Origin of the sequence: Sporosarcina sp. P2 (assembly GCF_002743255.1) — a bacterium.
GTDB lineage: Bacteria > Bacillota > Bacilli > Bacillales_A > Planococcaceae > Sporosarcina.
In genome coordinates, this window is the sequence record NZ_PDYY01000001.1 from 275,056 (window position 1) to 300,105 (window position 25,050).

The window sequence follows — 25,050 nt, forward strand, 5'->3', positions numbered from 1 at the left end:
TGCACTATCTTCCTACCTTACTATTAGAACGGACTTAATTCGCAACCATCCTCTATTACCGTGGATGGTTTTTTATTTGGAATAAACAAGTCCCTGATGAATATACATAACAAGAGAGGAAGCCTACACATATTGTCACAAAAGTAGGCGTCCGTTCATACGATGGATTGATGGAAGGGGGAATTGTTAGTGGAAGTTCATATTGTCGTCAAGGGTGATACATTATGGAAGATCGCAAGACAATACGGTATACCGTTCGAGGAATTGAAACGGGTGAATGCGCACCTGGCGAATCCTGACTATATCGTTCCCGGCATGAAAATATTTTTGCCGATGGATAAGAAAAAGCCTCATCATAAAGGTGATCACACGAAACCGCACGAAAAGCCACATGAAAAACCACACCATGAAAAACCTCATGAGAAACCGCACCAGGAGAAGCCGCATCACCAAGCACCGATGAAGCCGCCACACCAGGAGAAGCCTTCTAAGCCGGCGCCTCCACAAACGAAACCACCGAAGCATCACGTGCCGCCGCTTCCACAAGCGCCACAGATGCCACCGATGCAGCAGAAGCCTTTGCCACAAGTACCGCCAATGCAACAACAGCCGGCGCCGCCACCACCGCCGATGCCGCAACAGCAGGCTCCACCGGCAGTGCCTCATATGCCGATGCCGCCAAGTATGCCGGCTCCACCGATGTGGCAAGCAGTATTCCCGATTTGCGGATGGATGCCAATTTTTGATGCGGACTGCCATCCACATATGCCTCAACAGCCGATGCCGCCGATGCAGCCTATGCCACCGATGCCACCGCCAATACAGGCGCCAATCAAACCGATGCCGCCAAAAGAGTCACCGGAATGGTGTGAAGAGTCATCTCATCATCATAAACCAGTGCCCGCACCTATGCCAGATGGCTGGCAGTTGATCGAATCGAGTTCATTACAGATGAAACCGATGCCACAACCAATCCCACAACCGGAGTCGCCTGAGATGCAGCCAATGCCGCAACAACCGACGATGCCGCCTAAAGCAGATGTACCGCCATCATGGTGTCCGTCAAATCAGCCACATTGCTCACCAAATTGGCCGGTTCAGCCGCAATGGTCGACACAACCGGAATGCATGCCGGCGATGCAATGGATGCCGTATCCGCAAATGATGCCGATGCCAATGCCAATGCATCCGATGTGGCAACAACCTCCAGGTTATCAGGGTGATTGTGGGTGTAATACACCTCCACATCAACCGATGCCAATACAGGAGGACTGGCACCGAAACCAGTAACCGCGTATGGCAGACAATCAACGATTTACTAAAATCAAAAAGAATGTCTGGAAAATGGAATCCGGCGGAGCGGTGTATTCTGTAAAAAAGTATGCATCACTTGCTCAAGCTGTGAAAGTTCGGCAAGTTCATCAATTACTTAGTGCACAACATTTTCCGTATATCTTGCCGATTGTCGATAAATCGGATCCACTGTTGATCATGCAGCCGTGGCTGGAAAATGCGAAAGCGGTCAACTTTAAGCGCAGAATTGACCGTATTGATTCGTTCCGTGCACTGCAAGCATTACATGATACGAAATATACGATTGATTGGCAATCGATTTCCTGTTTACCGCATTATCATATGATTGAAAAGTGGGAAGTTCGGCTTGCACGGTTTGAAGAGTTGCGGGAAATGTGTGGAGCGTTTCTCGCTTCCACAACGATTGACCAGTTGTTAAAGTACGGACAGGATGCGTTGCACATAGCTAAGAAAGAACCGCCTCCTGTACATTCCTTGACGCTGCTGCATGGTGATGTCGTACATCATAATATTTTGCGTGACTCGAACGGGAATATCCGCTTTATCGATTTTGATTTAGCGTGTCTTGGAACGGAAGAGGATGAACGTGTGTTGTGGATGCATCGTGTGTTGCCACAGATTTCCTATAATCCGACTTTTTTGATGGGTGAGCATCCGGCGCTGCAAACTTTATCAAACCAGTCTCTTGCGAAGCTATTATATCCGAATGAAGTACTTCGCGAATGGTTACATCTGTTGTCGTTGCCATTAGTGCAACAGCAACGGATGGCTAGCAAACTTCTGCATTTCACAGATACTGCGCTCTCACATTGGCCGAGATTATGGTATGATATAGAGCGAATGATGAAGTAGGAGGTTTGATCCATGGCAGGCCATTCAAAGTGGAAGAATATCCAAAATAGAAAAGGCGCACAGGATGCAAAACGAGGAAAGATCTTTCAGAAGATGTCGCGTGAAATTTACGTGGCAGCAAAGTCTGGCGGAGATGATCCAGACACGAATCCAGCTTTACGTCTAGCAATCGATAAATCAAAGAGTGCGAATGTCCCGAATGATGTTATTCAGCGGGCAATTGATAAAGCAACAGGTTCAGGTGCGGATGAAAACTATGAAGAAGTAATCTATGAAGGATACGGACCGGGCGGTGTTGCCGTCCTCGTATATACCTTGACAGAAAACCGCAATCGTACGGGACCCAATATGCGCGTGGCATTCAATAAAAATGGCGGTAGTTTAGGAGAAACTGGCTCTGTCAACTATTTATTTGAACGCAAAGGCCGTCTGTTCATCGAACGTACGCAAGAAACGGACGAGGACGCAGTCATGCTGGCGGCTTTGGAAGCAGGGGCTGAAGATGTTATTTCGACAGAAGACGGATTTGAAATTCTGACGGAATCCTCTGAATTCCTGAATGTAAAAGAAGCGCTCGAAGCGGAAGATTTAGTATTTATTTCAGCAGAAGTAGATATGGTTCCGTCCGTTTATGCGGATTTGAGTGAAGAGCAGCAAGAACAGTTTATGCAGATGATCGATGCGTTAGAAGATGACGATGATGTCCAGAACGTCTATTCTAATGCATCGGATGAGTAAGGAATGTTAGTCCGTCAACAACTTGTAAGTAAAGTTGTTGACGGGCTTTTTGTTATTCACAAGAACAATGGGATTCATTATCGCCCGAGTTAATTGCTTTTGAATGGACCGGCAGATGAATGTGCAGTGGATTCGAAAAAATAACCCCTCACTTTCATACTGCCAAGTGAGGGGTTGTGTTGTAGCTATTATGCTTTGACGCTAGATGCTTTTGGTTGCGTTAAGAGACCGCCGTTTTCTTTTAAGTATTTATCAATACCTTCAGCTGCACGGTATGCAAGCGCACCGATTGTTGGTGTAGGGTGATGACTACTAAAGTGAGGTAGAGCAGATCCGCCAACGACGAATAAGTTTTCCATTTCCCACAGTTGCAAGTAGTTATTTACCGCAGACGTCTCTGGATCTTCACCCATAGCTACGCCGCCAATATAGTGCATACCGAAGTAAGAGTGGTCAAATTGGTCTGGTAATTCGTCCTTATCAATAATATCCGCACCCATTGCTTCAACGATTTCAGCACATTTTTCGATACCGAATTTCGCAATGTTCTTATCTTGGTCTGTTAGTTTGTTTGTAATACGTAATAATGGATCTCCGAACTCATCTTTATAAGTAGGGTCTAGGTCCATATAGTTGTGCCACCAAGGCATAACTGCTGCTGAGTACCACACCGTTAATGTGCGGAAAGCATAGAAGAGTGATTTCTCTTTAAATTCTTCACCCCATGTTGGTGTGCCTTTAGGAACAAAGTTATTCTTAATTGCCGCATCTCCGTATTGACGAAGTTCGATTCCGCCACCGTGAATGAAGTCTAAATTAGTGTGGTCAAATAGGTCAGCGTCATAATCGCTTAAAGCGCCACCTAATCCACCAGCACCCATGTAGTAGTTGAATTTTTTCTCGTTAAAGAATCCTGTAGCCCCTAGGAAAGTACTGTTGAATTGACCCGTAAAGTTACGGCCAATCGTTCCTTTTCTAGTCTCAGGGTTATAGATTTCACCGATATCCGATAACATCAGTAAGCGGTTATTTGAGAATGTGAATGCCGCAAGAACGACAACATCAGCTGGTTGTTCGAATTCTTGACCAGTTCTTGTATCCGTATATAAAACGCCCGTCGCTTTACCATCTTTATGTATAACTCTTCGGACAAGTGAATTGGTTCTGATTTCACAGTTACCTGTTTTCCGAGCAGTCGGAATAACGGTTGCAAGAGGATCCGATTTTGAACCGAAGTCACAGCCGTACATCGTACAGAATGAACAGAACATACATTGGTTCAATGTTTCACCGTCAGGATTCGTATAAGTTTGCGACATGTTTCCAGAAGCCATTTGATACGGGTGTAAGCCGAGTTCTTTTGCCGATTCTTTAAATAGTTTAATCGCAGGTGAAGCTAACATTGGTGGGTTTGGATACTCGTTTGATCTCTTGTCGCCAAGTGGATCTGGTTCTCCTGAAATCCCAGCGGTTTGTTCCCATTTAGCATAATACGGCTCTAGTTCATCATACGTAATTCCCCAGTCACGGATTTGCATCCCTTCTGGAATTTTACCTTCTCCATAACGTTCAATGGTTTTTGAACGAATTTCGAAGTCATAAGAACGCCAGCGGTATACGGAACCTGCCCAGTGCATACTTCCGCCTCCAAGATCCGTCCCCGTATTCATGTCTTTTTGCAAGCGTACAGGTAATGCAGCATCACCTATCGAAACACGAGACGTAATCGTATCGCCAGTTAATTTTTCAATCATTTCATATCTATTTGAATAACGTAGTTCGTCTTTAACACCTATAAAATCTGAACGTGTTTGATCTTTACCACGTTCCAACATTACGACTTGATAGCCTGCTTTGGAAAGTTCAGCTGAAACGATACCGCCAGCCCAACCACTACCAACGACTACAACGTCTACTTTTTCTAATTTTTTAGCCATTTATGCGTCCTCCTCAATTAAAGCCCTTGGTAGTTACGTAAACTTGAAGGCTCCATTACAATAAACTCTTCTTCTTCAATTTTATCTAAAAAGCTCATGATTGGCCCAGGGTATTCTTTCATCCTCCAAGCTTCCATATTACGATTTCCACCGTAAACAGGATCTGCATAGACGCCTTCGATAGTTGTTTGACGCAACAATCTAAAGAAGTCTGAGGAATCTACACCACTGAACTTTACTTCACCTTTTTCAAACATGTGTAAAATTTCATCTTGCTGTTCAGGTTCAAGATTGACAAAACGATCACCAAATTTATCTTGTGAAGTTTTCTCCATAGCGGTAAGCCCTTCAAGGAAAAATGTGCCTCTTGTCATTTTAGTTTGATAGTTAGCCGTTCCAGCAGGTACTTTCACGACGGAAGACGATGTGATGACTTCGTTATTTTGTCGTTTTTCTTCTTGATATCCGTCAGTTTTTATGACCGTTGGGAAAGGACCGTGCATATAATCATCCGCATTTCTTCCCCAGTTGCTCGCACATTGACGGTCAATGAAGTACGGCACACCTAGTTCAATTGCACCCATTCCATTTTTATTCTCTGGATAGATTCTTTCAGTTGCAGCAGATAGCAACGCAAAGTCTTCATTTCGACTGAAAAACGTACGTGCATCAAACGAGACTGGTTTGTCTGCTTGTGGTGTCGCTTCATCCTTCGTTCCTTTTTGGAACTGATTTGTTAGCAAGCCACCAAAGAGAGAGCCGCCTAAAAGTCCACCAGCGACAAGACCGCCACTCTTCAAAAACTTTCTTCGACTTAAATCTTGAGTATCTTGATTGGAATTTTTATTATTGGTCATCGTTTAGTTCCTCCTTCACATTTGTCATTAAATGTGGCGACATTTGCCGAGGCAAGTGTAATCGCACCGTCTACTTACTTTATTGACTCAGACTTTTCCAATTCAGTTTTCTTGTCTTTGTCGTCTTCTTCTAAAATGTCATTTGTTGCCTTTTTAAATTCTGCTAAGGTTTTCCCGACAGCGGAACCAATTTCCGGCAATTTTCGCGGTCCGAATAAAATTAAGATAATTACTAATATGATTATTAATCCTGGTACACCGATGGACGCCAAACTCATCTAACTCCCTCCCTTTAATAGTAGTTTTACATATTTATAATGTATGGGTAGAGCTCTGGCTAGTTTGCTAAATTCGTAAAGGAACTCTGGCCCTCATATATGATAGTGTTATTCGACAAAAAATGCAAAGTAATTTTACAAAGCATTTTACGTATCTTCATTGTATGAATACATGAAATAGTCTGCATAATTAATTTACTATGAATACCTTGAGATACTCATAGAAGTAGAAGTAACGGCAGCTTTAAAGTTGGCGAATGACATATCTTGCCTAATTGTAAATCTAAGATAAATTAATGAAAAAACCAAATAGTGGGAAAATGATAGGTGTCACATGTGATGAATGGTTGCCATATAAAATAGTACTTCTTTCATTCAATTGAAGCTTTTACTAGATTTAATACAAATATAGAATGGCGATAGGACATAGAAAAGAAGAAAACGTAGCTAATTCAAAGAGGGGAATAGTCTATGTAGAAGAGGATTTGGAGTTGGTAGATCCTAGCGGTTTGCGAAGTTGACTGGATGAATAGTATAGGTCCAAGCGAATTCATTTTGCTGTCAACTAAACTACCTAATACGTCTTCATTCCACAGCGAATGAAGACGTATTAGGTAGTGGCTTGCATGTGTACGAATCAATTAAAGAGGTCAAGTAATTCTTTTGGTTACTTTTTGCTATTTACGCACTTCTAATGTCTCCAACATCTGTTCGAATCGTGCACCATGGCCTTCTTGTGCTTCAAGGAAATAGTTCTCTTTAATAAGCAATATGCCTCCCTTAACTTCTATTATATAGATCGTCACGACTTCGCTATCGGATTTTTCTCCTGCAGTACCTTGCAATGAAAGGGCGTGTACCGGTGCGGAAATAGTCTTTTCTTCAAGCGGCATCCGGTATTCTTGTTTCACATCTTCCTTTACATTTTCTGGAGTTTGATCTTCGAGGTATAGAAATGTCATATGTACCTCAGGATAATCAGTAGGCGTCTTGGCAATCGGGGTGAGTTTATCTTCTTTCTCACCGTTCTCAAACGTATAACGCTCGGGATCGATATATAACGAATACAGTGCACCGCTACCTTCGACGAGGTTCATGGTGATAGTGGAGTCTTCACCTTCGACAGATAGTACAACATCCTTCGTCGGTTCACGTTTTGGCAATGATGTAGGAACATCAGCTATTTCTTCGATCACCGTTTCATCGGATGGCTTCACTTCATGAGTAGGTTTTTTGGTTTCCGAATTGCAACCGACTAGTAGCAGCGACAGAGCAAAGTTTACGTAAATAGTTTTTCGCATAGAGCTTCCTCCTTTAAGATGAGGTGTGGCACTTCTTTATATGTATACGTTTACATGGTGATCAAGGTTTCAACAGCTAAGCAAATTATTAGAAATAAAAATAAGCAAGCGCTATGATAAAGCCTGCAGAGATTAAACACAAGGGAGATTTTCATCATGACAATTAAAGTCAAAGCGGTAATCGGAAGTACAAGTTCCACGTCATACAATTTAAAATTAGTGAAATTCATGGCTGAGCGTTATAAAGAGGAATTGGAAATTACACCGGTTCTCATCAACGATTTAGAAATGTTCTCTATTGATATTGAAAGCGAACCAACTGTAGCCGTACAAACATTCAAAGATGACGTGAAAGATTCAGATGCAGTGATGTTCGCGACACCAGAATATAACTTCTCTATTCCAGGCGCAATGAAAAACGCATTGGATTGGTTGTCACGTGGTGGCGACTTTACATTACACGGCAAAACAGGCTTTATTGTTGGGTCATCAATGGGAGTTTTCGGTTCAGTTAGAGCACAGATCCACTTACGCGAAATTCTTTCTAACCCAGCACTAGCGCCAAACTTATTGCCAGGTAATGAAGTATATATCGGTGCTGTTCATACAAAAATGGATGAAGAAGGAAATATTACGGATGAAGCCACGATCGCATTCCTCGATACGGTCGTACAGAATTTCATCGCATTCCATAAGAAACAACAAGCAATCGCTCACGCATGAGTAGGATGAATGGAGCTGTCCAAGTCGTCATTATTTTAAATGACGACTGGTGACAGCTCTTTTTTGGCGCGAAATAGTATGCGATAAGAAAACAAAAGGCTGGCAGAGGACTAAGGGGAGGGATTGGTGCTTCGGAGGGGACGCTATCCTAGAGGACACGCGGTGAGCCAACTGTTCGCTAGTGCAAAGATATGCTCCTAACGCTTCGCTTTTACTCGCAAAAGCCGTTCTTCGTTACGGCTCTTCCTGGTGGATCAGCGTGAGTCCGAGACCCTGGACTGAACGAAGTGAGGGTAGCGTCCCCAACTGGAGCTTCCATCCCATCACACACACAAGTTCCGTCACCACTCCAAAGTATGCGCTGTTGAACGTAAATTAGTGAAAGTACATTCCTATTTTATTTATGCAAATTTCTAGAGGTTGAACAGGTAGAAAACCCGTTCGTATGCTATAATAGCAGGTATACTTTAGGGGGAGAATAATTTGTACGATTACATAAAAGGCCATGTAACACGCGTGACACCGGAATATGTTGTGCTGGAGCAATCGGGAATCGGTTGGCAAGTTATGACGCCGAATCCATTTGCGTTCCACATAACCGACGAGGTGCAGCAAGTGTTCACGTATTTGCATGTGCGTGAAGATACGCAGTTATTGATCGGCTTCAAGACGCTAGAACAACGTGAACTGTTCCGTAAACTGATTACCGTTTCGGGAATCGGTCCTAAAGGCGCGCTCGCAATTCTTGCGAACGGCTTGCCTTCTCAAGTAGTGAGTGCGATTGAGCGTGAAGATGAAGCGTTCCTCGTGCAATTTCCGGGTGTCGGCAAGAAGACAGCGCGTCAGATGATTTTGGATTTAAAAGGCAAACTTCATGATCTATTTACGGAAATTGATTTGCCGGATTCCGAAGACACGCTATTGACACTTGCTGAAAGTGATGAGCTCGATGAAGCGATGCTTGCGTTGACTGCACTTGGTTATTCTGATCGTGAACTGAAGAAAGTGAAGCCTAAACTCGAGAAAGAAGAACTCGATACGGAAGGCTATATGCGACTGGCATTAAAATTACTATTGAAACAAGGCTAATACGATGGAGGTGGTTCCAATGGATGAACGCATACTGACGAATGAAGTGACGGATTTTGATGAAGGCTTTGAACAATCATTACGCCCGCAATTATTGCAACAATATATCGGTCAGCAGCAGGCGAAAGATAACTTATCCATCTTTATCGAGGCAGCAAAAAAACGGGAAGAATGTTTGGATCATGTGCTGCTGTATGGTCCTCCTGGGCTTGGAAAGACAACGCTCGCTACGGTCATCGGCAATGAAATGGGTGTCAATGTCCGCATGACGAGTGGCCCTGCAATTGAACGTCCGGGTGACTTGGCGGCAGTGGTATCTTCATTGGAGCCGGGTGACGTTTTATTCATCGATGAAATCCACCGGCTGAACCGGGCCATTGAAGAAGTGCTGTATCCAGCGATGGAGGATTTTTGTCTTGATATTATGGTCGGAAAAGGTCCGACTGCGCGTTCTGTGCGACTGGATTTGCCGCCGTTTACATTGATCGGCGCGACGACGCGTGCAGGGGCATTGTCTGCACCATTGCGTGATCGTTTCGGTGTACCGCTTCGACTGGAATATTATGAAGTGGAATCGTTGACAGAGATCGTGATTCGAAGTGCGAATTTGTTTGACGTGCACATCGATCCACAGGCAGCTGTGGAACTGGCAAAACGCTCTCGTGGAACTCCGCGCATTGCCAATCGTCTACTGCGAAGAGTGCGCGATTACGCACAAGTGCGCGGTAACGGAATCATTACGCTTTCCATTGCGCAAGAAGCACTTGATATGCTACAAGTAGATCATCATGGACTCGATCAAATCGATCATCAGTTGCTCCATAGCATGATCGAACGGTTCCGTGGCGGTCCAGTTGGTATCGATACACTCGCTGCGAGTATTGGCGAAGAGTCCGTGACGATCGAAGACGTTTATGAGCCATATTTATTACAAATGGGATTTATTCAACGTACATCTAGGGGGCGGATGGCGACGGAAAAGGCTTACGAGCATTTCGGCTATCCGCTTCCTGAATGACAGATAGGAGTTAGCATGATGGAAGTAGAAGACTTTGATTTTGATTTACCAGAACAGTTAATAGCTCAAACCCCGCTTTTGGATCGCACAGCGAGCCGTTTACTTGTCATGGGACGCGATAACGGTAGCGTGACACATAAGCATTTCCGTGATTTAGTGGATGAACTGGAATCAGGGGATTTGCTAGTGTTGAATGATACAAAAGTATTGCCGGCGCGCTTGATCGGTACGAAAGAAGAAACCGGTGCGACGATTGAAGTGTTATTGTTAAAAGAAACAGGGGATGACCGCTGGGAAACGTTGGTCAAACCTTCAAAACGTATAAAAGTGGGGACGGTCGTGACGTTTGGTGACGGCTTGTTGCAGGCAGAATGTACAGCACTCGGTGAACAAGGTGGGCGTGAGTTCAAATTTAGTTATGACGGCATTTTCTATGAACTACTCGACCAGCTCGGACAGATGCCGTTGCCGCCTTATATTACTGAGACGCTGGAAGATCAGACGCGTTATCAAACGGTTTTTGCAAAAGAGCGCGGCTCTGCAGCAGCACCTACAGCAGGTTTGCATTTCACGGATGAAATTTTAGATGCATTGCGTGAAAAAGGTGTTCAAATCGCTTTCATTACATTGCATGTCGGACTGGGTACATTCCGTCCCGTTAGTGTGGATTCCATTGAAGACCATACGATGCATGCGGAATATTATGTGATGACGGAAGAAACGGCGGCACTGGTTCGAAAGACAAAAGCTAGTGGTGGCAGCGTAGTGGCGGTGGGTACGACGTCTACTCGGACGCTTGAGACAATTGCTTCGGAGAATAATGGAGAAGTAGTCGCAGCAAGTGGCTGGACTTCGATTTTTATTTATCCTGGGTATGAGTTTAAAGCGATTGACGGGTTGGTGACGAATTTCCACTTACCTAAATCTACGTTATTGATGCTGTTGTCGGCATTTGCCGGACGCGATCATGTGATGCATGCATATGAACAAGCAGTGGAAGAGCAGTATCGCTTTTTCAGTTTTGGGGACGCGATGTTCATCCGCCCTGCTACAAGAAAGGAACGAGATTAATTGGCAGCTATTACGTACGAACATATCAAAACATGTAAACAAACGGGTGCGCGACTTGGAATTGTTCATACGCCACACGGTTCATTTGAAACACCTGCTTTTATGCCAGTCGGAACACAAGCTACGGTCAAAACGATGGCTCCGGAAGAATTGAAAGCAATGGGTGCAGGCATTATTTTAAGTAATACGTATCATTTATGGCTACGTCCAGGTAATGAAATCGTCAAAGAAGCGGGCGGACTACATAAGTTCATGAACTGGGATCGTCCGATTTTGACGGATTCCGGTGGCTTCCAAGTGTTTTCACTTAGTAAATTCCGTGATATTAAAGAAGAAGGCGTTCATTTCCGGAATCATATCAATGGAGATAAGCTGTTTTTAAGTCCGGAAAAAGCGATGGAAATCCAAAATGATCTTGGAGCCGATATTATGATGGCGTTTGACGAATGTCCTCCATTCCCCGCGACGCATGAGTATATGAAAGCAAGTGTCGAGCGTACGTCACGGTGGGCAGAGCGTTGCCTAGAAGCACACGGACGTCCTCATGATCAAGGATTATTCGGTATCGTACAAGGCGGCGAGTTTGAAGACCTACGTAAGCAAAGTGCACATGATTTAGTATCCATGGATTTCCCAGGCTATGCAATCGGTGGATTGTCTGTCGGAGAGCCAAAAGATATTATGAATAATGTGCTGGATTTCACGACACCTCTTCTTCCGCAAGATAAGCCTCGTTATTTGATGGGTGTTGGATCACCGGACTCGTTGATCGACGGCGCAATGCGTGGAATCGATATGTTTGACTGTGTCTTGCCGACGCGTATCGCACGTAACGGTACGTTGATGACAAGTGAAGGTCGCGTAGTTGTCAAAAACGCAAAGTACGAAAGAGATTTTGGTCCGCTTGATCCGAACTGTGATTGTTATGCGTGCAAAAACTATAGTCGGGCATATATTCGTCATTTAATTCGTGCGGGTGAAACATTTGGCATACGTTTAACGTCCTACCATAACTTGCACTTTTTGCTGAATTTAATGGAGCAAGTACGCCAGGCTATACGTGAAGATCGCCTCGGTGATTTCCGTGAAGAGTTTTTTGAGCAATACGGCTTTAACAAACCGAATGCAAAAAACTTTTAAATCTTGTATAATAAAAAATGATGCATCAGGAAGGGGGAAAATGTATAATGATGGAACAATACGGTGGTATTTTTACACTAGTAATCATGGTAGCTATTATGTGGTTTTTACTCATTCGTCCTGCTCAAAAGAGACAAAAGGCAGCGAAAGAGATGCAAACTAGTTTAAAACGTGGAGACGAAGTAGTGACAATCGGTGGTATTCACGGAACTGTGGATGCAGTAGATGAGACTTCTGTTTTCTTGCGTGTATCTGACACTACAGTTTTGCGTTTTGACAAGCAAGCAGTAGGCAGAGTTGTAACAGCGTCATAAGTAAAAGCGGTTATCTAGTGGTATATCCATAGATTGCCGCTTTTTTGTTTGTGTACGTATAGAAAAAAGATCTGCCGGCACACTAAGTGTGAAGGAGGCAGATAGACTGTGCACGAGTTGCTCATCATCGGATTACGTACGGTATTTTTATATGTTTTTCTTCTTGTAACATTGCGTATTATGGGGAAACGAGAAGTCGGTGAATTGGGTGTTATCGATATCGTCGTCTTCATTATCATGGCGGAAGTAGCTGCGATGATTGTGGAATCTCCCGATAAACCGATTATCAAAGGGGTCCTGCCTATACTTCTATTGCTGATCATTCAATATATTTCGTCGATGATTTCTTTAAAAAGTAAAAAGTTTCGAGATCTAGTCGATGGCGATCCTTCGCTGATTATTCGACATGGGGTAATTCAAGAAGAAGAGATGCGTAAACAGCGTTATAATCTCGATGACTTGTTTCAACAATTACGCGAAAATCAAGTCGGTTCGATTCACAATGTAACGTTTGCGTATCTCGAATCTTCCGGAAATTTATCTGTATTCACAAAAGACGGTGACTTGCCGATTGTCGGAATCGTGCTCGACGGTGAAATTCAGCCCGAACACCTGGAGTTGATCGGCAAGACGGAAGAATGGCTGTTGCGAGAGTTGCATGCAAGAAATATCACCGATTTGAGTAGGATTTTCTATTGCTCATATGAACAAGGGCAAATACGAGTACAATTGAAACGTGATTAATAGCGTTTAACTAAATTTCGTAGCATGACAAAGTCCTGTGTTTTGATTTGTCTTGTCAGCAATAATAAAGCGAACAGGATGCCCGACGTAATGGAGCATTCGATAAATAGATGATGCGAACCGACAGGAATGAAAATCGGGCGGATGATGACGGTTAGCAAGAATACGATATAGGTCATCGCGAACATCGAAAATCCAGTGGCAGTCGATTTGTTTTGACGGAGTGTGGCAATATGCAGGAAAGATGTAACGAGTACACCGAAACCAATTGCGAGAACTGCGCCAGTTTCTTGAAGTCCTGGTTGCGATGCCAAGATGAACATTACCGCAAGTTTTGCAATCCCCCCGTAAACCGAGTTCATCATACCGGCTTTCGCATCGCCCGTCGCTTGTAAAATCGAGTAAAGTGGACTTTGTATATAATAAAAGAAGAAGATCGGTGCAAGCAATGTCATATAGCTGCCGCCATCTACAATGTGGAACAGTTTTTCAGCAAGTGCTTGCCCATGCATATAAAAAACTGTAGCCGCAAATGCGCCCGTTAAGGCGGATAAACGCAATGCTAAATGAATACGTTCTTGCAACTTTTTGACGTTACTAGAAGCGGCTGCGCCACTGACCGCTGGAACGAGCACGACAGATAATGCATACGGAATGAATGCGGGAAACAATAAAAGCGGAATAAGTACCCCGGAAATTACTCCGTACAAGGATGTTGCGGCTACTGTTCCGACGCCTGCCATAGAGAGAGCGCGTAAAAAGATAATAGGCTCAAGGAACCATGTGAACGTCCCAAATAGACGACTGCCTGACGATGGAAGTGCCACTTCAAGAATGGGCTCCATCGGATAACGCGGTTCTTTTTTTTGTGGCTTCGGTTCTTTCTTTTGCTGCTGACGGTATTTGTACAGAAGATAAAGTACCGATACGACTTCAGCGAGGAATGTCACCGCCATAGCATACGCTGCATTCATCATCGGATCGTTAGGAGCTAGAATGTACGGAAGCATCCATGTGATCAATAAAATCCGGAAGATTTGTTCGATGACTTGTGCCCAGGCAGTTTCTTCAATACGGGAAATCCCCTGGAAATATCCTCTGATTAACCCACCAAGTGAAGCGATAGGTACGATGGCGAGGGCTACATATAACGCAGTGGAAGTCGCGCTGTTACCAAGTAAAGTCTCGGCTAGAAAAGGAATGAACAGAATACATGCGGGAATGAAGACTGCACCGGATAAAATGGTGATAAATGTGGCTGTTCTCATAACTTGTCGTAATTGTACCGTACCACCTTGCGCTTTTATTTCCGCTATGACCTTCGCAATCGCAATGGGTACGCCAAGCTGTACTAAGGAAAGGAAAAAGACGAACGCCGGGTATGCGGTCATATAGATCCCGACGGTTTCTTCTCCTGCAACCCGCATAAATTGAATTCGATAGACGAAGCCGAGTAATTTTGATAAAAACACGGCCGCCATCAAAAAGATCGTCCCCCGAATAAATGATGACACCCTACACCACTCCTTCTGATTTGCCACGTTTTCGGATATAATACGAATGCTTGTGCAAAACCCAAATATAGTTAAGTGTATGTGATATAATTAACTTTATTCCGGAACTATTCACGAGGGGGGAAGTGGCATTGGATCAACAGTTGACAGATTTATACAGACAGTTGCTCCCTGCACTAGAAAGCAAAAAGCAAGAATTGACGTTTTATGGCTACTCGGAGATTACGGAAGAAGATTTACTGAAATATTTAGTGGAGAAGAAGTGGCGGAAAAAAGAAGTTTCTGCAATGCGTTCGTATGAAATGATTTCAGATGTTTTGGCAATTACTGCGGCACAGTTCATGACCCATACGCAAACAGAGGCTCAACGGAACAGTGAAGACGTTTTGGAATTGAGTGAAGAAGAATGGTCTGTGTTATTTTCGCCCAAAAAAATGGATTGATTTGCAATTCTTATCATGAAGTATTTGACACGGACAACCTACTGTTTCATAATTGGTATGTTGTACAATGAGAGAAGAAAGTACATAACAGGTGCTATGCCGCTCTAGTATATGAGGGGGAAAAGGAAATATGAAAAACAGAGGAAGGATCGTCGCGTTTTTGCTGCTTATCGTCATTTTGGCATCAACGATATTTTCCACGACGAGTCCGATTTTAAAAGATGTCAAGCTTGGTCTTGACTTGCAGGGTGGTTTCGAAGTTCTTTACCAAGTGGAACCATTGAAAGAAGGACAAAAGATTACGGAGTCGACGGTTGCCGATACGGCCCGTGCATTGACGAATCGTATTGACGTGCTCGGTGTAAATGAACCAAGCATTCAAATCGAATCAAACAACCGAATCCGAGTTCAGCTTGCTGGGGTAGAAGATCAGAAAACTGCCCGCGAATTATTATCCACTCAAGCCAATCTTTCCTTCCGTAATGCGGATGACAAATTGATGCTAGACGGTAATGATTTGAAAGCAGGTAAAGCAAAAGCCAATTTCGATGAAAATAACAATCCTGTTGTTACATTGGAAATGAAAGATCCAAATAAATTTGGAGAAGTTACATCTGAAATTGCGGCCATGAAGCCAAACAACGTGCTAGTTATTTGGATGGACTTCATTGAAGGTGAAAACTCCTTTGCTGAAGAAGCTGCAAAACCGGAACCCGCATTTATTTCGGCTCCGTATGTTTCTAGCACAATCAACTCTTCAAATGTCGAAATTTCAGGAAACTTCACTATTGAAGAGACGAAAAACTTGGCTGGTATTTTGAACGCAGGTGCATTACCTGTTCATTTAGAGGAAATTTACTCGACTTCTGTTGGTGCGCAATTCGGTGAACAAGCGTTGGATAAAACGATATTTGCTGGAATTGTCGGTATCAGCTTAATCTTTATCTTTATGGTACTCTATTACCGTTTGCCAGGGATTGTGGCAGTTGTCACTTTGTCTGTTTATATCTTTTTGATTTTGCTAGTGTTTACATTGATCAATGGGGTGTTGACGCTCCCTGGTATCGCAGCATTAATGCTTGGGGTCGGTATGGCAGTCGATGCCAATATCATTACCTATGAGCGGATCAAAGAAGAATTACGTGTCGGAAGATCAGTTAAAACGTCCTTCACAGCCGGAGCGAAGTCTTCGTTCGCCGCAATACTCGATGCGAACGTCACGACAATTCTTGCGGCAGTCGTATTGTTCGTTTTCGGGACAAGCTCTGTTAAAGGGTTCGCAACGATGCTCATCATTAGTATCTTGGTCAGTTTCCTGACAGCGGTTTGGGGATCGCGTCTATTGCTCGGACTACTCGTTCACAGTGGATACCTCGACAATAAAGTTGGCTGGTTCGGATTGAACAAAAAACATCTTCATTCGGCAGATGAAGGCTATGAGACACTTGATCTCACAACCAAATTCGACCGTTTCGATTTCGTTCATTCAAGAAAACGTTTCTATACACTCTCTATTATCCTATTAATTGTCGGTGCGATCATGCTCGGTGTCTTTAAGCTCAACTTGGGGATCGACTTTGCCGGTGGTACACGTGTGGAAATACTTGCTGAACAACAGCTAGATGAGACGGAAGTAACGAATCTTCTTGAAGACATCGGCCACCCAACGTCTGACGTCGTCATTTCGGGCGATGCAAAGAACATTGCGGTTGCACGATATAAAGAAGACTTCACACAAGAAGAAGTCAATAAGATCAAAAAAGAGTTATCTGAAACATTTGGTTCAGAGCCGAACGTTTCAACAGTTTCCAATAAGGTAGGTAAAGAGCTCGTGCGTAATGCGATTTATGCACTGGCATTTGCGGCTCTTGGGATCATCATCTATGTAGCGTTACGTTTTGAATGGCGTATGGGTCTAGCGGCGATTATTGGTTTACTACATGACGCGTTCTTCATGATTGCCGTCTTTAGTATCTTGCGACTCGAAGTAGATATCACATTCATTGCGGCGGTACTGACGATTGTCGGTTACTCCATTAACGATACGATCGTCACCTTTGACAGAATACGTGAGAACTTGAATCGCTCGAAGCATATTAGCGAAGAGAAAGAATTGGCAACGATTGTCAATAAATCATTGCGACAGACGCTTGGCCGTTCAGTAAACACAGTTCTGACAGTAGTCTTCGTTGTAGTGGCATTAATGGCACTTGGTGCAGAATCGATTCGACCGTTCTCCATCGCATTATTGATCGGTTTACTTGCAGGTACGTATTCTTCCATCTTCATCTCTGCACAACTTTGGTTTGATTTAAAGAGAAAGCAAATTTTGAAGAATGGTGGAATAAAAGTAGAAAAAGAGAAAAAACAATGGGGCTCAGACGAACCGGTTGTGTAATACGTTTGAACCATATTCAAAGCAGGGTATACTTCGGTATATCCTGCTTTTTTGAATGGAGGAACGATCAATATGAAATTTCAGTGGACGGTTTTAGTCGGTTTGTTATTTGCTGTGTTCATTGCATTATTTGCTGTTTTTAATGTAGAATCTGTTCCAGTTAATTATTTTTTTGGCACGGAGATGATTCCGCTGGTGTTGATTATTCTTGGGTCAGCATTGCTTGGTGCGATTATTAGTGGTTTCTTTGCTATTTATAAGTCCTACCGAAATGGACGACGTGTTAAGGAATTGGAGAAACAGTTGCAATTGAAGGATAAGGAGTTGACTGCGCAGCGAAGGCAGATGCAGGAGATGGAGGACCGAATCGACGCGTTGATGGAGCCACCGTTAGTTGAGGCGGAGATTGTTCCGCCGCGAGAGTTGTATTGAATAGGTGTTGCCGCAGTAGGTCGCGATTGGCGACTTGTTGTGGCTTTTTTGCTGTTGTTTCTTTTAATGTGCTTTTAGTTGGGAAGTAAGAAGTGGCAGGGCGATGGCCTTCGTTGGAAAGTGTGTAGGGCAGTGCTGGTAGTTGTTTTTTATCGATTAAGTGCTTAAGTGCTTGTTGGATTATGTTTCTGTTAGGAGTGCGTAATAAGCGGAGCTGGGTTGTGATTTTGCTGGCAATGGAGGCGGGGCTTTCATTGTCCCCACTATGACGCTGGTGGATGGCTTTCGCAAGGAGCGAGACAGGAATTGCGCCTGGTTGTCTCCTTGCTTCACCTACCACAGCAGGCGCCTTCGTTAGATTGTGTGTAGGACAGTTCATACACTTCACTCGCAAGAAATAAGTGATAGGTATCACAATGTCGCTGTTTTTATTTCTGTTAGAACCGCAACTTATATCATTACCCCGCAGTAGCGCAGGCACAACTGCGGGGTAGGCCGTGGCCCTGAGACAACTGGCAGCTCTATCGCCAGCTGGCTCAGGGCTGGAGGCAATCCCCCACGTGCCTGCGCGAGTCTAGAAAGTGAACGCTCGCTAATTTTAGTACCAGATAATCAGTCGAGCCACGTCCCCAACAAAAAGTGAGCAAGACCGGCATCCGCGTAGTCGCTCTGCCATAAGGATTTCTCTGTTGGGTAATATACAAAATTTCTTATTTTGCTAGAACCACAATCTACATCATGACCACTCAGTAGCGCAAGTACAACTACAGCACTCTCAAATTCGCAAATCCAAGCCCACTCGAGCAACAGCCTACTATGCCTATGACGCTAACTGCTATCTCTCACTCTTTATATCACTACCTCTGCAGATCTTATAGGAGGAAAACGATGCTATCCTGTTCTTACTCCCCATCTTTCCATCCCGTTTCCTTTTAGTCTCCACCCACATTAGCTATAATAAGAACAGAGGATGTGAAAGCATTGATACAATCAAAAAAAAGATGGCAAATCGATCCGCCAGATGAAGAACTCGTCAACCTGCTAGCAAAGGACTTGAAGCTTTCTACGATGCTGACGAAAATACTTGTCGCACGCGGAATTACCACAAGCGAACAAGCAAACGCGTACTTGTATATGGACGAGTCCAACTTGCATGATCCTTATTTATTACATGACATGCAAAAAGCCGTCGATCGCATCCAGCATGCTATCGATACACAACAGCAACTTACAATATTTGGAGATTATGACGCGGACGGCGTAACAAGCGTCACGGTGCTCATGACAGCGCTCGAACGTCTCGGTGCAAAAGTGAACTTTGCCATCCCGAACCGTTTTGAACACGGTTACGGACCAAACAGCGACTTCTTTGCACAACTACATACAGAAGGCACAGAAGTTCTGATCACAGTAGATAACGGAATTTCAGGCATTGAGCAAGTTGCATTCGCGAAGTCGCTTGGAATGACGATTATCGTGACGGACCACCATGAAATGGGCGATGTCCTACCTGATGCGGATGCGGTTATTCACCCGCGTCATCCGGAAGGCAATTATCCATTCGGGGAACTCGCGGGTGTAGGTGTGGCGTTCAAACTAGCTTCTGCCTTACTAGGAGAGCCACCGCTAGACTTGTTGGAATTCGTAGCTATCGGTACGATCGCGGACTTGGTACCGTTAGAAGATGAAAATCGGTATATGGTGAAAGAAGGAATCCGCAGATTACGCCGAACACAACGTCCTGGCATTAAGGCGTTGATGCAAGTGAGCGGTCATGAGCAGAATGCTTTATCGGAAGAAACGATCGGTTTTACGATCGGTCCCCGCCTAAATGCACCGGGCAGACTTGGTGATGCTGATCCAGCGGTTGATTTATTAAAGGCGGAAGATGAGCAGCAAGCATTGGGAATTGCGGAAGAATTGAATGATTTGAATAAAGAACGGCAACAATTAGTGAAAGAAATTGCAAAGGAAGCGCAAGAGCAAGTGGAAGTTTGTTATGGCGATAATGTGCCTCACGTGCTAGTCATAGAAGGTGAAGGCTGGAATCCAGGTGTCGTGGGCATCGTGTCTTCGAGACTGACGGAGAAATACTACCGTCCCTCAATCATTTTGTCGCTCGAACGTGAAACGGGAATGGCGAAAGGTTCCGCTCGCAGTATTGAGGGCTTTGATTTGTATAAGGAACTTTCGAAAAATGCATCGATTCTGCCACACTTCGGAGGTCACGCGATGGCTGCTGGGATGTCATTGAAAATAGAGGACGTCGAATTATTGCGTTCGAATTTAAATGAGCAGGCGAAAGAAGTATTGAGGAAAGAGGATTTGCAACCTATTTTATCCATCGATGTACCACTAGCATTGGATGAAATAGATATTGCCTCTATCGAAGCGCTCGAAAAAATCCGGCCGTTCGGAATGGGATTCCCGAAACCTGTTTTCTTATTGGAACAGCTTGACACGATCTCTGTCCGTAAAATCGGTTCGGCGAAAGATCATTTAAAGCTTGAAATGGGCGATCGTAATGAGCGGCTAGATGCAATATATTTCGGTGCGGGGGCATTGGCTGACGAAATGGCACCGCAAAGTAAGCTGAGTTTGACAGGTGATTTACAGATTAATGAATGGAACGGTAATAAGAAAGCACAGCTACTTGTCGAAGATATGAAGTGTGACGAGTGGCAGTTATTCGATTACCGTGGAATCCGAGAGCCTGCTAGATGGTTACCGATGATTCCGGATCAAGCCCAATTTATTGCGTTCAGTGAAGAAGCCATCCAACATTTTACTCCGTTCTTTAAAGACATTTCGATTGCTTTAGTTGGACGCGATACCCTTCAGCCATCTTCTGCTATCGTATTGCTCGATATGCCTCAGGCAGAAGAACAGTTGAAGCAAGTGATGGGCGCAACGCTTGCTGACCGAGTGTATCTTCATTTGCATGTGCATGATTCGATGTACTTCGAAAAAATACCAGATCGCCAACAATTTGGTTGGTATTACAGCTTTTTGAAGAAACGTGAGACATTTGATATATACAATCAAATCGATATGCTTTCCAAACATAAAGGTTGGAAAAAAGATGTGATAAAGTTTATGACAAAAGTGTTTTATGAACTAGAATTTGTTACACTAGAGAATGGTAAGGTGACGATGCTTACTTCTGCCGGCAAACGTGATTTGGCAGAAGCGCCATCTTATAAAAAACGCCAACAGCAGATCAAACTAGAAGAGTTATTGCTTTATGCTCCATATCAGGACTTAAAGAACGTATTCGACTCTTTGCGTGAGACGGAAGCTGTTGAGGAGGAAAAATTGTGGACTTAAAAAAGTTTGTAACGACTGTAGACGATTATCCGAAACCGGGTGTGAGCTTTAAAGACATCACGACGATCATGGATAACGGAGAAGCATATAAGTATGCGACAGACCAAATTGTCGAGTATGCGAAGGGATTGGACGTAGATATCATCGTGGGACCGGAAGCACGCGGTTTCATCATTGGTTGTCCTGTTGCCTATGCGCTTGAAATCGGTTTTGCACCGGTTCGTAAGCCTGGCAAATTACCACGTGAAACCATCTCGGTATTTTATGACTTAGAGTATGGACAAGATGAGTTAACGATTCACAAAGATGCTATCAAACCAGGTCAACGAGTGCTTATTGTCGACGATTTACTTGCAACTGGCGGTACGGTCGGTGCAACAGTCGAATTGATTGAGAAACTTGGCGGTGTAGTAGCAGGCTGTGCATTCTTGATCGAACTATCGTACTTGAACGGCCGAAAAAAGTTGACGAATGAAAACATCAAGGCGTTAATTACGTACTGATAGGGGAATCCTTCGCTTAATGCGGAGGATTCTTGTTATATAAATATAGGCACTGGGTTTGATTCGCTTTACATATAGGTGATAATATACATATACTACTAAAAAATATTTTCTAAATATTTACGGAATAGGATGAAAGGGGTAAGTCGATGGCGAAAAATCAAGACCTGACAGAGCAAGACATATACGACCTGGTCGCCAAATATATGAACGAAGAACACGTCGACTTCATTAGACGGGCATATGAAATGGCTGAAAAGTCACATGAAGGACAGTTTAGGACTTCAGGTGAACCGTATATCAACCATCCGATTCAAGTCGCGGGAATTTTAGCGGGTCTTCAAATGGATCCGGAAACGGTCGCAGCCGGCTTCTTGCATGATGTGGTAGAGGATACCGAAATAAGCCGCGAAGACATTATTCGTGAATTCGGTGATGAAGTCGCGATGCTTGTTGACGGTGTAACGAAGCTCGATAAGTTAAAATTTAAGTCCAATGAAGAAAAACAAGCGGAAAATCATCGCAAAATGTTTATCGCGATGGCACAGGATATCCGTGTCATTTTGATTAAACTTGCGGACCGTCTGCATAATATGCGGACATTGAAGCATGTTCCGGCAGCGAAACAACGTCGAGTGTCGGAAGAAACATTGGAGATCTTCTCACCACTCGCACATCGCCTCGGAATTTCCACGATCAAATGGGAACTCGAAGATATTGCGTTGCGCTATTCCAATCCGCAACAATATTATCGTATCGTGAATCTGATGAAGCAAAAGCGGACGGAACGCGAACAGTATTTGAAAGACGTCATGAATCAGATGCGCGTCGAACTGGATGAAATGGGTATCGCCGCAGAAATTCATGGCAGACCGAAGCATTTGTATTCTATTTATCAAAAGATGGTTATCCAGAAGAAAGAATTCAATGAAATTTATGATCTACTGGCGGTACGTATTGTCGTGAAAAGCATTAAAGACTGCTATGCGGCACTTGGAATCATTCATACATTATGGAAGCCAATGCCAGGACGATTCAAAGACTATATCGCGATGCCGAAACAAAATTTGTATCAATCCATCCATACAACAGTTGTCGGACCTGCAGGAGATCCACTCGAAGTACAAATTCGGACAGAAGAAATGCACCGGATTTCAGAATTTGGTGTGGCAGCTCACTGGGCATATAAAGAAGGTAAACAAGTCGCTAAACTAGCGAGTGATATTGATTCGAAATTGACATGGTTCCGTGAAATATTGGAAATTCAAAATGAATCGTCCAATGCTCAGGAATTTATGGAGTCACTGAAGTTCGACTTATTTTCGGACATGGTGTATGTATTTACACCGGACGGGGATGTTGTCGAATTGCCCCAAGGGTCGGTTCCGATTGACTTTGCCTATCGCGTGCACTCCGAAATTGGAAACCGGACAACCGGGGCGAAAGTGAATGGTAAAATCGTACCGCTCGATTCGTCATTGTCGACAGGTGATATTGTAGAGATTCTGACTTCTAAACAGTCGTTTGGTCCAAGTCGTGACTGGTTGAAACTGGCCCATACATCGCAAGCGAAAAATAAAATTCGCCAATATTTTAAGAAGCAATTGCGTGACGAGAACATCGACAAAGGTAGCGAGATGATTCAGAAGGAACTGAAAGATGAAGAGTATGATATCAAAGAAGCGTTGAGTAAAGAAAATATGCAGCGCACCATTGATAAATTCAGTTTTACCTCTGAAGAAGATCTATATGCTGCAGTCGGCTCCGGTGGCATTACCGCGCAACAAGTGGTTAATCGCCTAGCTGAGCGAATGCGCAAGGAACGCGTGCAAAAAGAAACGATTGATAAAATCGTCTCGGACATTCAAACGCCAAAACCAGAGAAACAGACGGAATCAGGCGTAATCGTCAAAGACATCGACAATATGCTGATCCGTATTTCGAAGTGCTGTAACCCGGTACCAGGCGATGAAATCGTCGGTTTCATTACACGTGGCCGTGGCGTTTCCGTACACCGTACCGATTGTCCGAACGTATTGTCTGAGCAAGGACAGCAAGAACGTATCATAGAGGTCCAATGGGCATTGCCAGACGATCAAGTTCGCAAAGAATTCCAAGTGGATATTGAAATTTCCGCATTCGATAGACAAGGTTTGCTCAACGAAGTGATGATGGTCGTCGCCGATATGAATACGCCAATTATCGCAGTGAGTGGCAAAGCGGATAAGGATGATATCGCGCATATCCATATGTCGATTAAGATCCAAAACATCGCGCATTTGCAACGCACCGTGGATAAGATTAAACAAATCAAAGACGTTTATTCCGTAGAACGGGTCATGAACTAAATAGGAGGTGTGAACATGCGAGTTTTATTACAGCGTGCGAAAGACGCTTCCGTAACAGTTGGTGGGGACATTACAGGCTCGATTTCAACTGGCTATGTGTTGCTCGTCGGCATCACGCATGACGATACCGAACAAGATGCCAACTATCTTGCCAATAAAATCGTCGGCTTGCGGATCTATGAAGACGACGAAGGGAAATTGAATCGTTCAATCACAGAAGTAGATGGCGCGGTTCTGTCTGTTTCCCAGTTTACTTTGTATGGCAACGTTCAAAAAGGGCGTCGTCCAAGCTTTATTGAGGCGGCGAAAACCGATGTAGCAGAACCTTTGTGGGAATACTTCAATGAACAGTTGCGCGGTCTCGGACTTCACGTTGAAATAGGACAGTTTGGTGCGATGATGGACGTGCAGTTGACGAATGATGGTCCCGTGACGTTGATGATTGAATCTAGGTAAGTGAAGTGGTGCGTCTATGAGCGATTGTGGGTCGTGATAGAACGCTTATGGATATCAATAGAGCGGAAATAGGTTTTGTATGAGCACTTTCCAATTCCAACCAATATATATAATTCGCCAAAGAAGTTGACAGTAGTAGTGGTTACGACTAACATAGATAGTAATCGAATTAATTCATACACCAATGATGTGGAAAATACCTTTACTATAGGCTGGAAAGAGAACGGGGAACTTGGCTGAAATTCCCTGACAG

The 25,050-nt window shown here is 43.9% G+C and carries 22 protein-coding genes and 1 other annotated feature (1 of these 23 only partly in view); of the genes, 17 read left to right on the forward strand and 5 right to left on the reverse strand.

Annotated elements, in window-relative coordinates:
- The first annotated feature begins 189 nt into the window (after positions 1–189).
- The 3 genes from CSV67_RS16755 to CSV67_RS01335 are packed head-to-tail and all read left to right on the forward strand — an operon-like array spanning position 190 to position 2,904.
- Positions 190–1,290, forward strand: a complete 1,101-nt coding sequence (locus tag CSV67_RS16755; protein WP_199173102.1) for a LysM peptidoglycan-binding domain-containing protein — start codon at positions 190–192, stop codon at positions 1,288–1,290.
- 6 nt (positions 1,291–1,296) lie between these two features.
- Positions 1,297–2,166 (forward strand): phosphotransferase, encoded by an 870-nt coding sequence (locus CSV67_RS01330; RefSeq protein WP_099629823.1) that lies wholly within the window; start codon positions 1,297–1,299, stop codon positions 2,164–2,166.
- Positions 2,167–2,178: 12 nt separating this feature from the next.
- Positions 2,179–2,904, forward strand: a complete 726-nt coding sequence (locus CSV67_RS01335) for a YebC/PmpR family DNA-binding transcriptional regulator (protein ID WP_099629824.1) — start codon at positions 2,179–2,181, stop codon at positions 2,902–2,904.
- Between the two features lie 188 nt (positions 2,905–3,092).
- Here CSV67_RS01335 and CSV67_RS01340 read toward each other — a convergent pair whose 3' ends face one another.
- From CSV67_RS01340 to CSV67_RS01355, 4 genes are all read right to left on the reverse strand, one after another.
- The gene (locus tag CSV67_RS01340; RefSeq protein ID WP_099629825.1) at positions 3,093–4,841 is read right to left on the reverse strand and encodes a GMC family oxidoreductase; all 1,749 of its coding nucleotides are present in this window, start codon (positions 4,839–4,841) and stop codon (positions 3,093–3,095) included.
- A 17-nt stretch (positions 4,842–4,858) separates the two neighbouring features.
- Positions 4,859–5,698: a gluconate 2-dehydrogenase subunit 3 family protein gene (locus CSV67_RS01345; RefSeq protein WP_099629826.1), complete on the reverse strand. Its 840-nt coding sequence runs from the start codon at positions 5,696–5,698 to the stop codon at positions 4,859–4,861.
- A 74-nt stretch (positions 5,699–5,772) separates the two neighbouring features.
- Positions 5,773–5,976, reverse strand: a complete 204-nt coding sequence (gene tatA / locus CSV67_RS01350) for a twin-arginine translocase TatA/TatE family subunit (RefSeq protein WP_099629827.1) — start codon at positions 5,974–5,976, stop codon at positions 5,773–5,775.
- Positions 5,977–6,653: 677 nt separating this feature from the next.
- A complete protein-coding gene (locus CSV67_RS01355) occupies positions 6,654–7,277 on the reverse strand; it encodes a hypothetical protein (protein ID WP_099629828.1) in 624 nt (207 codons plus the stop codon).
- A gap of 156 nt (positions 7,278–7,433) precedes the next feature.
- Between CSV67_RS01355 and CSV67_RS01360 the strand changes: the two genes are divergently transcribed.
- From CSV67_RS01360 to CSV67_RS01390, 7 genes are all read left to right on the forward strand, one after another.
- Complete coding sequence (locus tag CSV67_RS01360; RefSeq protein ID WP_099629829.1) at positions 7,434–8,000, forward strand: NADPH-dependent FMN reductase; 567 nt, start codon at positions 7,434–7,436, stop codon at positions 7,998–8,000.
- Between the two features lie 483 nt (positions 8,001–8,483).
- On the forward strand, positions 8,484–9,089 hold the full coding sequence (gene ruvA, locus CSV67_RS01365; RefSeq protein WP_099629830.1) for a Holliday junction branch migration protein RuvA: 606 nt from the start codon (positions 8,484–8,486) through the stop codon (positions 9,087–9,089).
- A gap of 19 nt (positions 9,090–9,108) precedes the next feature.
- On the forward strand, positions 9,109–10,107 hold the full coding sequence (gene ruvB, locus CSV67_RS01370) for a Holliday junction branch migration DNA helicase RuvB (protein WP_099629831.1): 999 nt from the start codon (positions 9,109–9,111) through the stop codon (positions 10,105–10,107).
- An 18-nt stretch (positions 10,108–10,125) separates the two neighbouring features.
- Complete coding sequence (gene queA, locus CSV67_RS01375) at positions 10,126–11,178, forward strand: tRNA preQ1(34) S-adenosylmethionine ribosyltransferase-isomerase QueA (RefSeq protein WP_099629832.1); 1,053 nt, start codon at positions 10,126–10,128, stop codon at positions 11,176–11,178.
- Positions 11,179–12,318: a tRNA guanosine(34) transglycosylase Tgt gene (tgt, locus tag CSV67_RS01380; protein ID WP_099629833.1), complete on the forward strand. Its 1,140-nt coding sequence runs from the start codon at positions 11,179–11,181 to the stop codon at positions 12,316–12,318.
- Between the two features lie 50 nt (positions 12,319–12,368).
- Positions 12,369–12,632, forward strand: coding sequence for a preprotein translocase subunit YajC (yajC, locus tag CSV67_RS01385; protein WP_099630010.1), 264 nt, complete (start codon positions 12,369–12,371; stop codon positions 12,630–12,632).
- Between the two features lie 108 nt (positions 12,633–12,740).
- Complete coding sequence (locus CSV67_RS01390) at positions 12,741–13,376, forward strand: DUF421 domain-containing protein (protein WP_099629834.1); 636 nt, start codon at positions 12,741–12,743, stop codon at positions 13,374–13,376.
- Here the strand turns inward: CSV67_RS01390 and CSV67_RS01395 are convergent.
- The gene (locus CSV67_RS01395; RefSeq protein ID WP_099629835.1) at positions 13,373–14,890 is read right to left on the reverse strand and encodes a putative polysaccharide biosynthesis protein; all 1,518 of its coding nucleotides are present in this window, start codon (positions 14,888–14,890) and stop codon (positions 13,373–13,375) included. The two genes, CSV67_RS01390 and CSV67_RS01395, sit on opposite strands and share 4 nt — an antisense overlap.
- 131 nt (positions 14,891–15,021) lie before the next feature.
- On the opposite strand from CSV67_RS01395, the gene CSV67_RS01400 reads away from it, so the two are divergent.
- The 7 genes from CSV67_RS01400 (at position 15,022) to dtd (ending at position 24,797) form a co-directional block, all read left to right on the forward strand.
- Entirely contained in the window at positions 15,022–15,333 is a 312-nt protein-coding gene (locus CSV67_RS01400) for a post-transcriptional regulator (RefSeq protein WP_158232856.1), read from the forward strand.
- A 130-nt stretch (positions 15,334–15,463) separates the two neighbouring features.
- Entirely contained in the window at positions 15,464–17,731 is a 2,268-nt protein-coding gene (secDF, locus tag CSV67_RS01405; protein WP_099629837.1) for a protein translocase subunit SecDF, read from the forward strand.
- A 72-nt stretch (positions 17,732–17,803) separates the two neighbouring features.
- Entirely contained in the window at positions 17,804–18,163 is a 360-nt protein-coding gene (locus tag CSV67_RS01410) for a LapA family protein (protein WP_099629838.1), read from the forward strand.
- 972 nt (positions 18,164–19,135) lie between these two features.
- A complete protein-coding gene (gene recJ, locus CSV67_RS01415; protein ID WP_483315694.1) occupies positions 19,136–21,490 on the forward strand; it encodes a single-stranded-DNA-specific exonuclease RecJ in 2,355 nt (784 codons plus the stop codon).
- Positions 21,481–21,993: an adenine phosphoribosyltransferase gene (locus CSV67_RS01420; protein WP_099629840.1), complete on the forward strand. Its 513-nt coding sequence runs from the start codon at positions 21,481–21,483 to the stop codon at positions 21,991–21,993. Before recJ ends, CSV67_RS01420 begins: the two co-directional genes overlap by 10 nt.
- Positions 21,994–22,142: 149 nt before the next feature.
- A complete protein-coding gene (locus CSV67_RS01425; RefSeq protein WP_099629841.1) occupies positions 22,143–24,341 on the forward strand; it encodes a RelA/SpoT family protein in 2,199 nt (732 codons plus the stop codon).
- Between the two features lie 15 nt (positions 24,342–24,356).
- Positions 24,357–24,797, forward strand: coding sequence for a D-aminoacyl-tRNA deacylase (gene dtd, locus CSV67_RS01430; RefSeq protein WP_099629842.1), 441 nt, complete (start codon positions 24,357–24,359; stop codon positions 24,795–24,797).
- Positions 24,798–24,972: 175 nt separating this feature from the next.
- Positions 24,973–25,050: a binding site (T-box leader), on the forward strand; it runs 141 nt beyond the window's last position.

What these genes read in the sequence shown, in the direction of transcription:
- CSV67_RS01330 (WP_099629823.1), top strand. Translation starts at nt 1,297, where the DNA reads ATGGCAGACAATCAACGATTTACTAAAATCAAAAAGAATGTCTGGAAA.
- CSV67_RS01335 (WP_099629824.1), top strand. Translation starts at nt 2,179, where the DNA reads ATGGCAGGCCATTCAAAGTGGAAGAATATCCAAAATAGAAAAGGCGCA.
- CSV67_RS01340 (WP_099629825.1), bottom strand. Translation starts at nt 4,841, where the DNA reads ATGGCTAAAAAATTAGAAAAAGTAGACGTTGTAGTCGTTGGTAGTGGT.
- CSV67_RS01345 (WP_099629826.1), bottom strand. Translation starts at nt 5,698, where the DNA reads ATGACCAATAATAAAAATTCCAATCAAGATACTCAAGATTTAAGTCGA.
- tatA (WP_099629827.1), bottom strand. Translation starts at nt 5,976, where the DNA reads ATGAGTTTGGCGTCCATCGGTGTACCAGGATTAATAATCATATTAGTA.
- CSV67_RS01355 (WP_099629828.1), bottom strand. Translation starts at nt 7,277, where the DNA reads ATGCGAAAAACTATTTACGTAAACTTTGCTCTGTCGCTGCTACTAGTC.
- CSV67_RS01360 (WP_099629829.1), top strand. Translation starts at nt 7,434, where the DNA reads ATGACAATTAAAGTCAAAGCGGTAATCGGAAGTACAAGTTCCACGTCA.
- ruvB (WP_099629831.1), top strand. Translation starts at nt 9,109, where the DNA reads ATGGATGAACGCATACTGACGAATGAAGTGACGGATTTTGATGAAGGC.
- queA (WP_099629832.1), top strand. Translation starts at nt 10,126, where the DNA reads ATGGAAGTAGAAGACTTTGATTTTGATTTACCAGAACAGTTAATAGCT.
- yajC (WP_099630010.1), top strand. Translation starts at nt 12,369, where the DNA reads ATGGAACAATACGGTGGTATTTTTACACTAGTAATCATGGTAGCTATT.
- secDF (WP_099629837.1), top strand. Translation starts at nt 15,464, where the DNA reads ATGAAAAACAGAGGAAGGATCGTCGCGTTTTTGCTGCTTATCGTCATT.
- CSV67_RS01410 (WP_099629838.1), top strand. Translation starts at nt 17,804, where the DNA reads ATGAAATTTCAGTGGACGGTTTTAGTCGGTTTGTTATTTGCTGTGTTC.
- CSV67_RS01425 (WP_099629841.1), top strand. Translation starts at nt 22,143, where the DNA reads ATGGCGAAAAATCAAGACCTGACAGAGCAAGACATATACGACCTGGTC.
- dtd (WP_099629842.1), top strand. Translation starts at nt 24,357, where the DNA reads ATGCGAGTTTTATTACAGCGTGCGAAAGACGCTTCCGTAACAGTTGGT.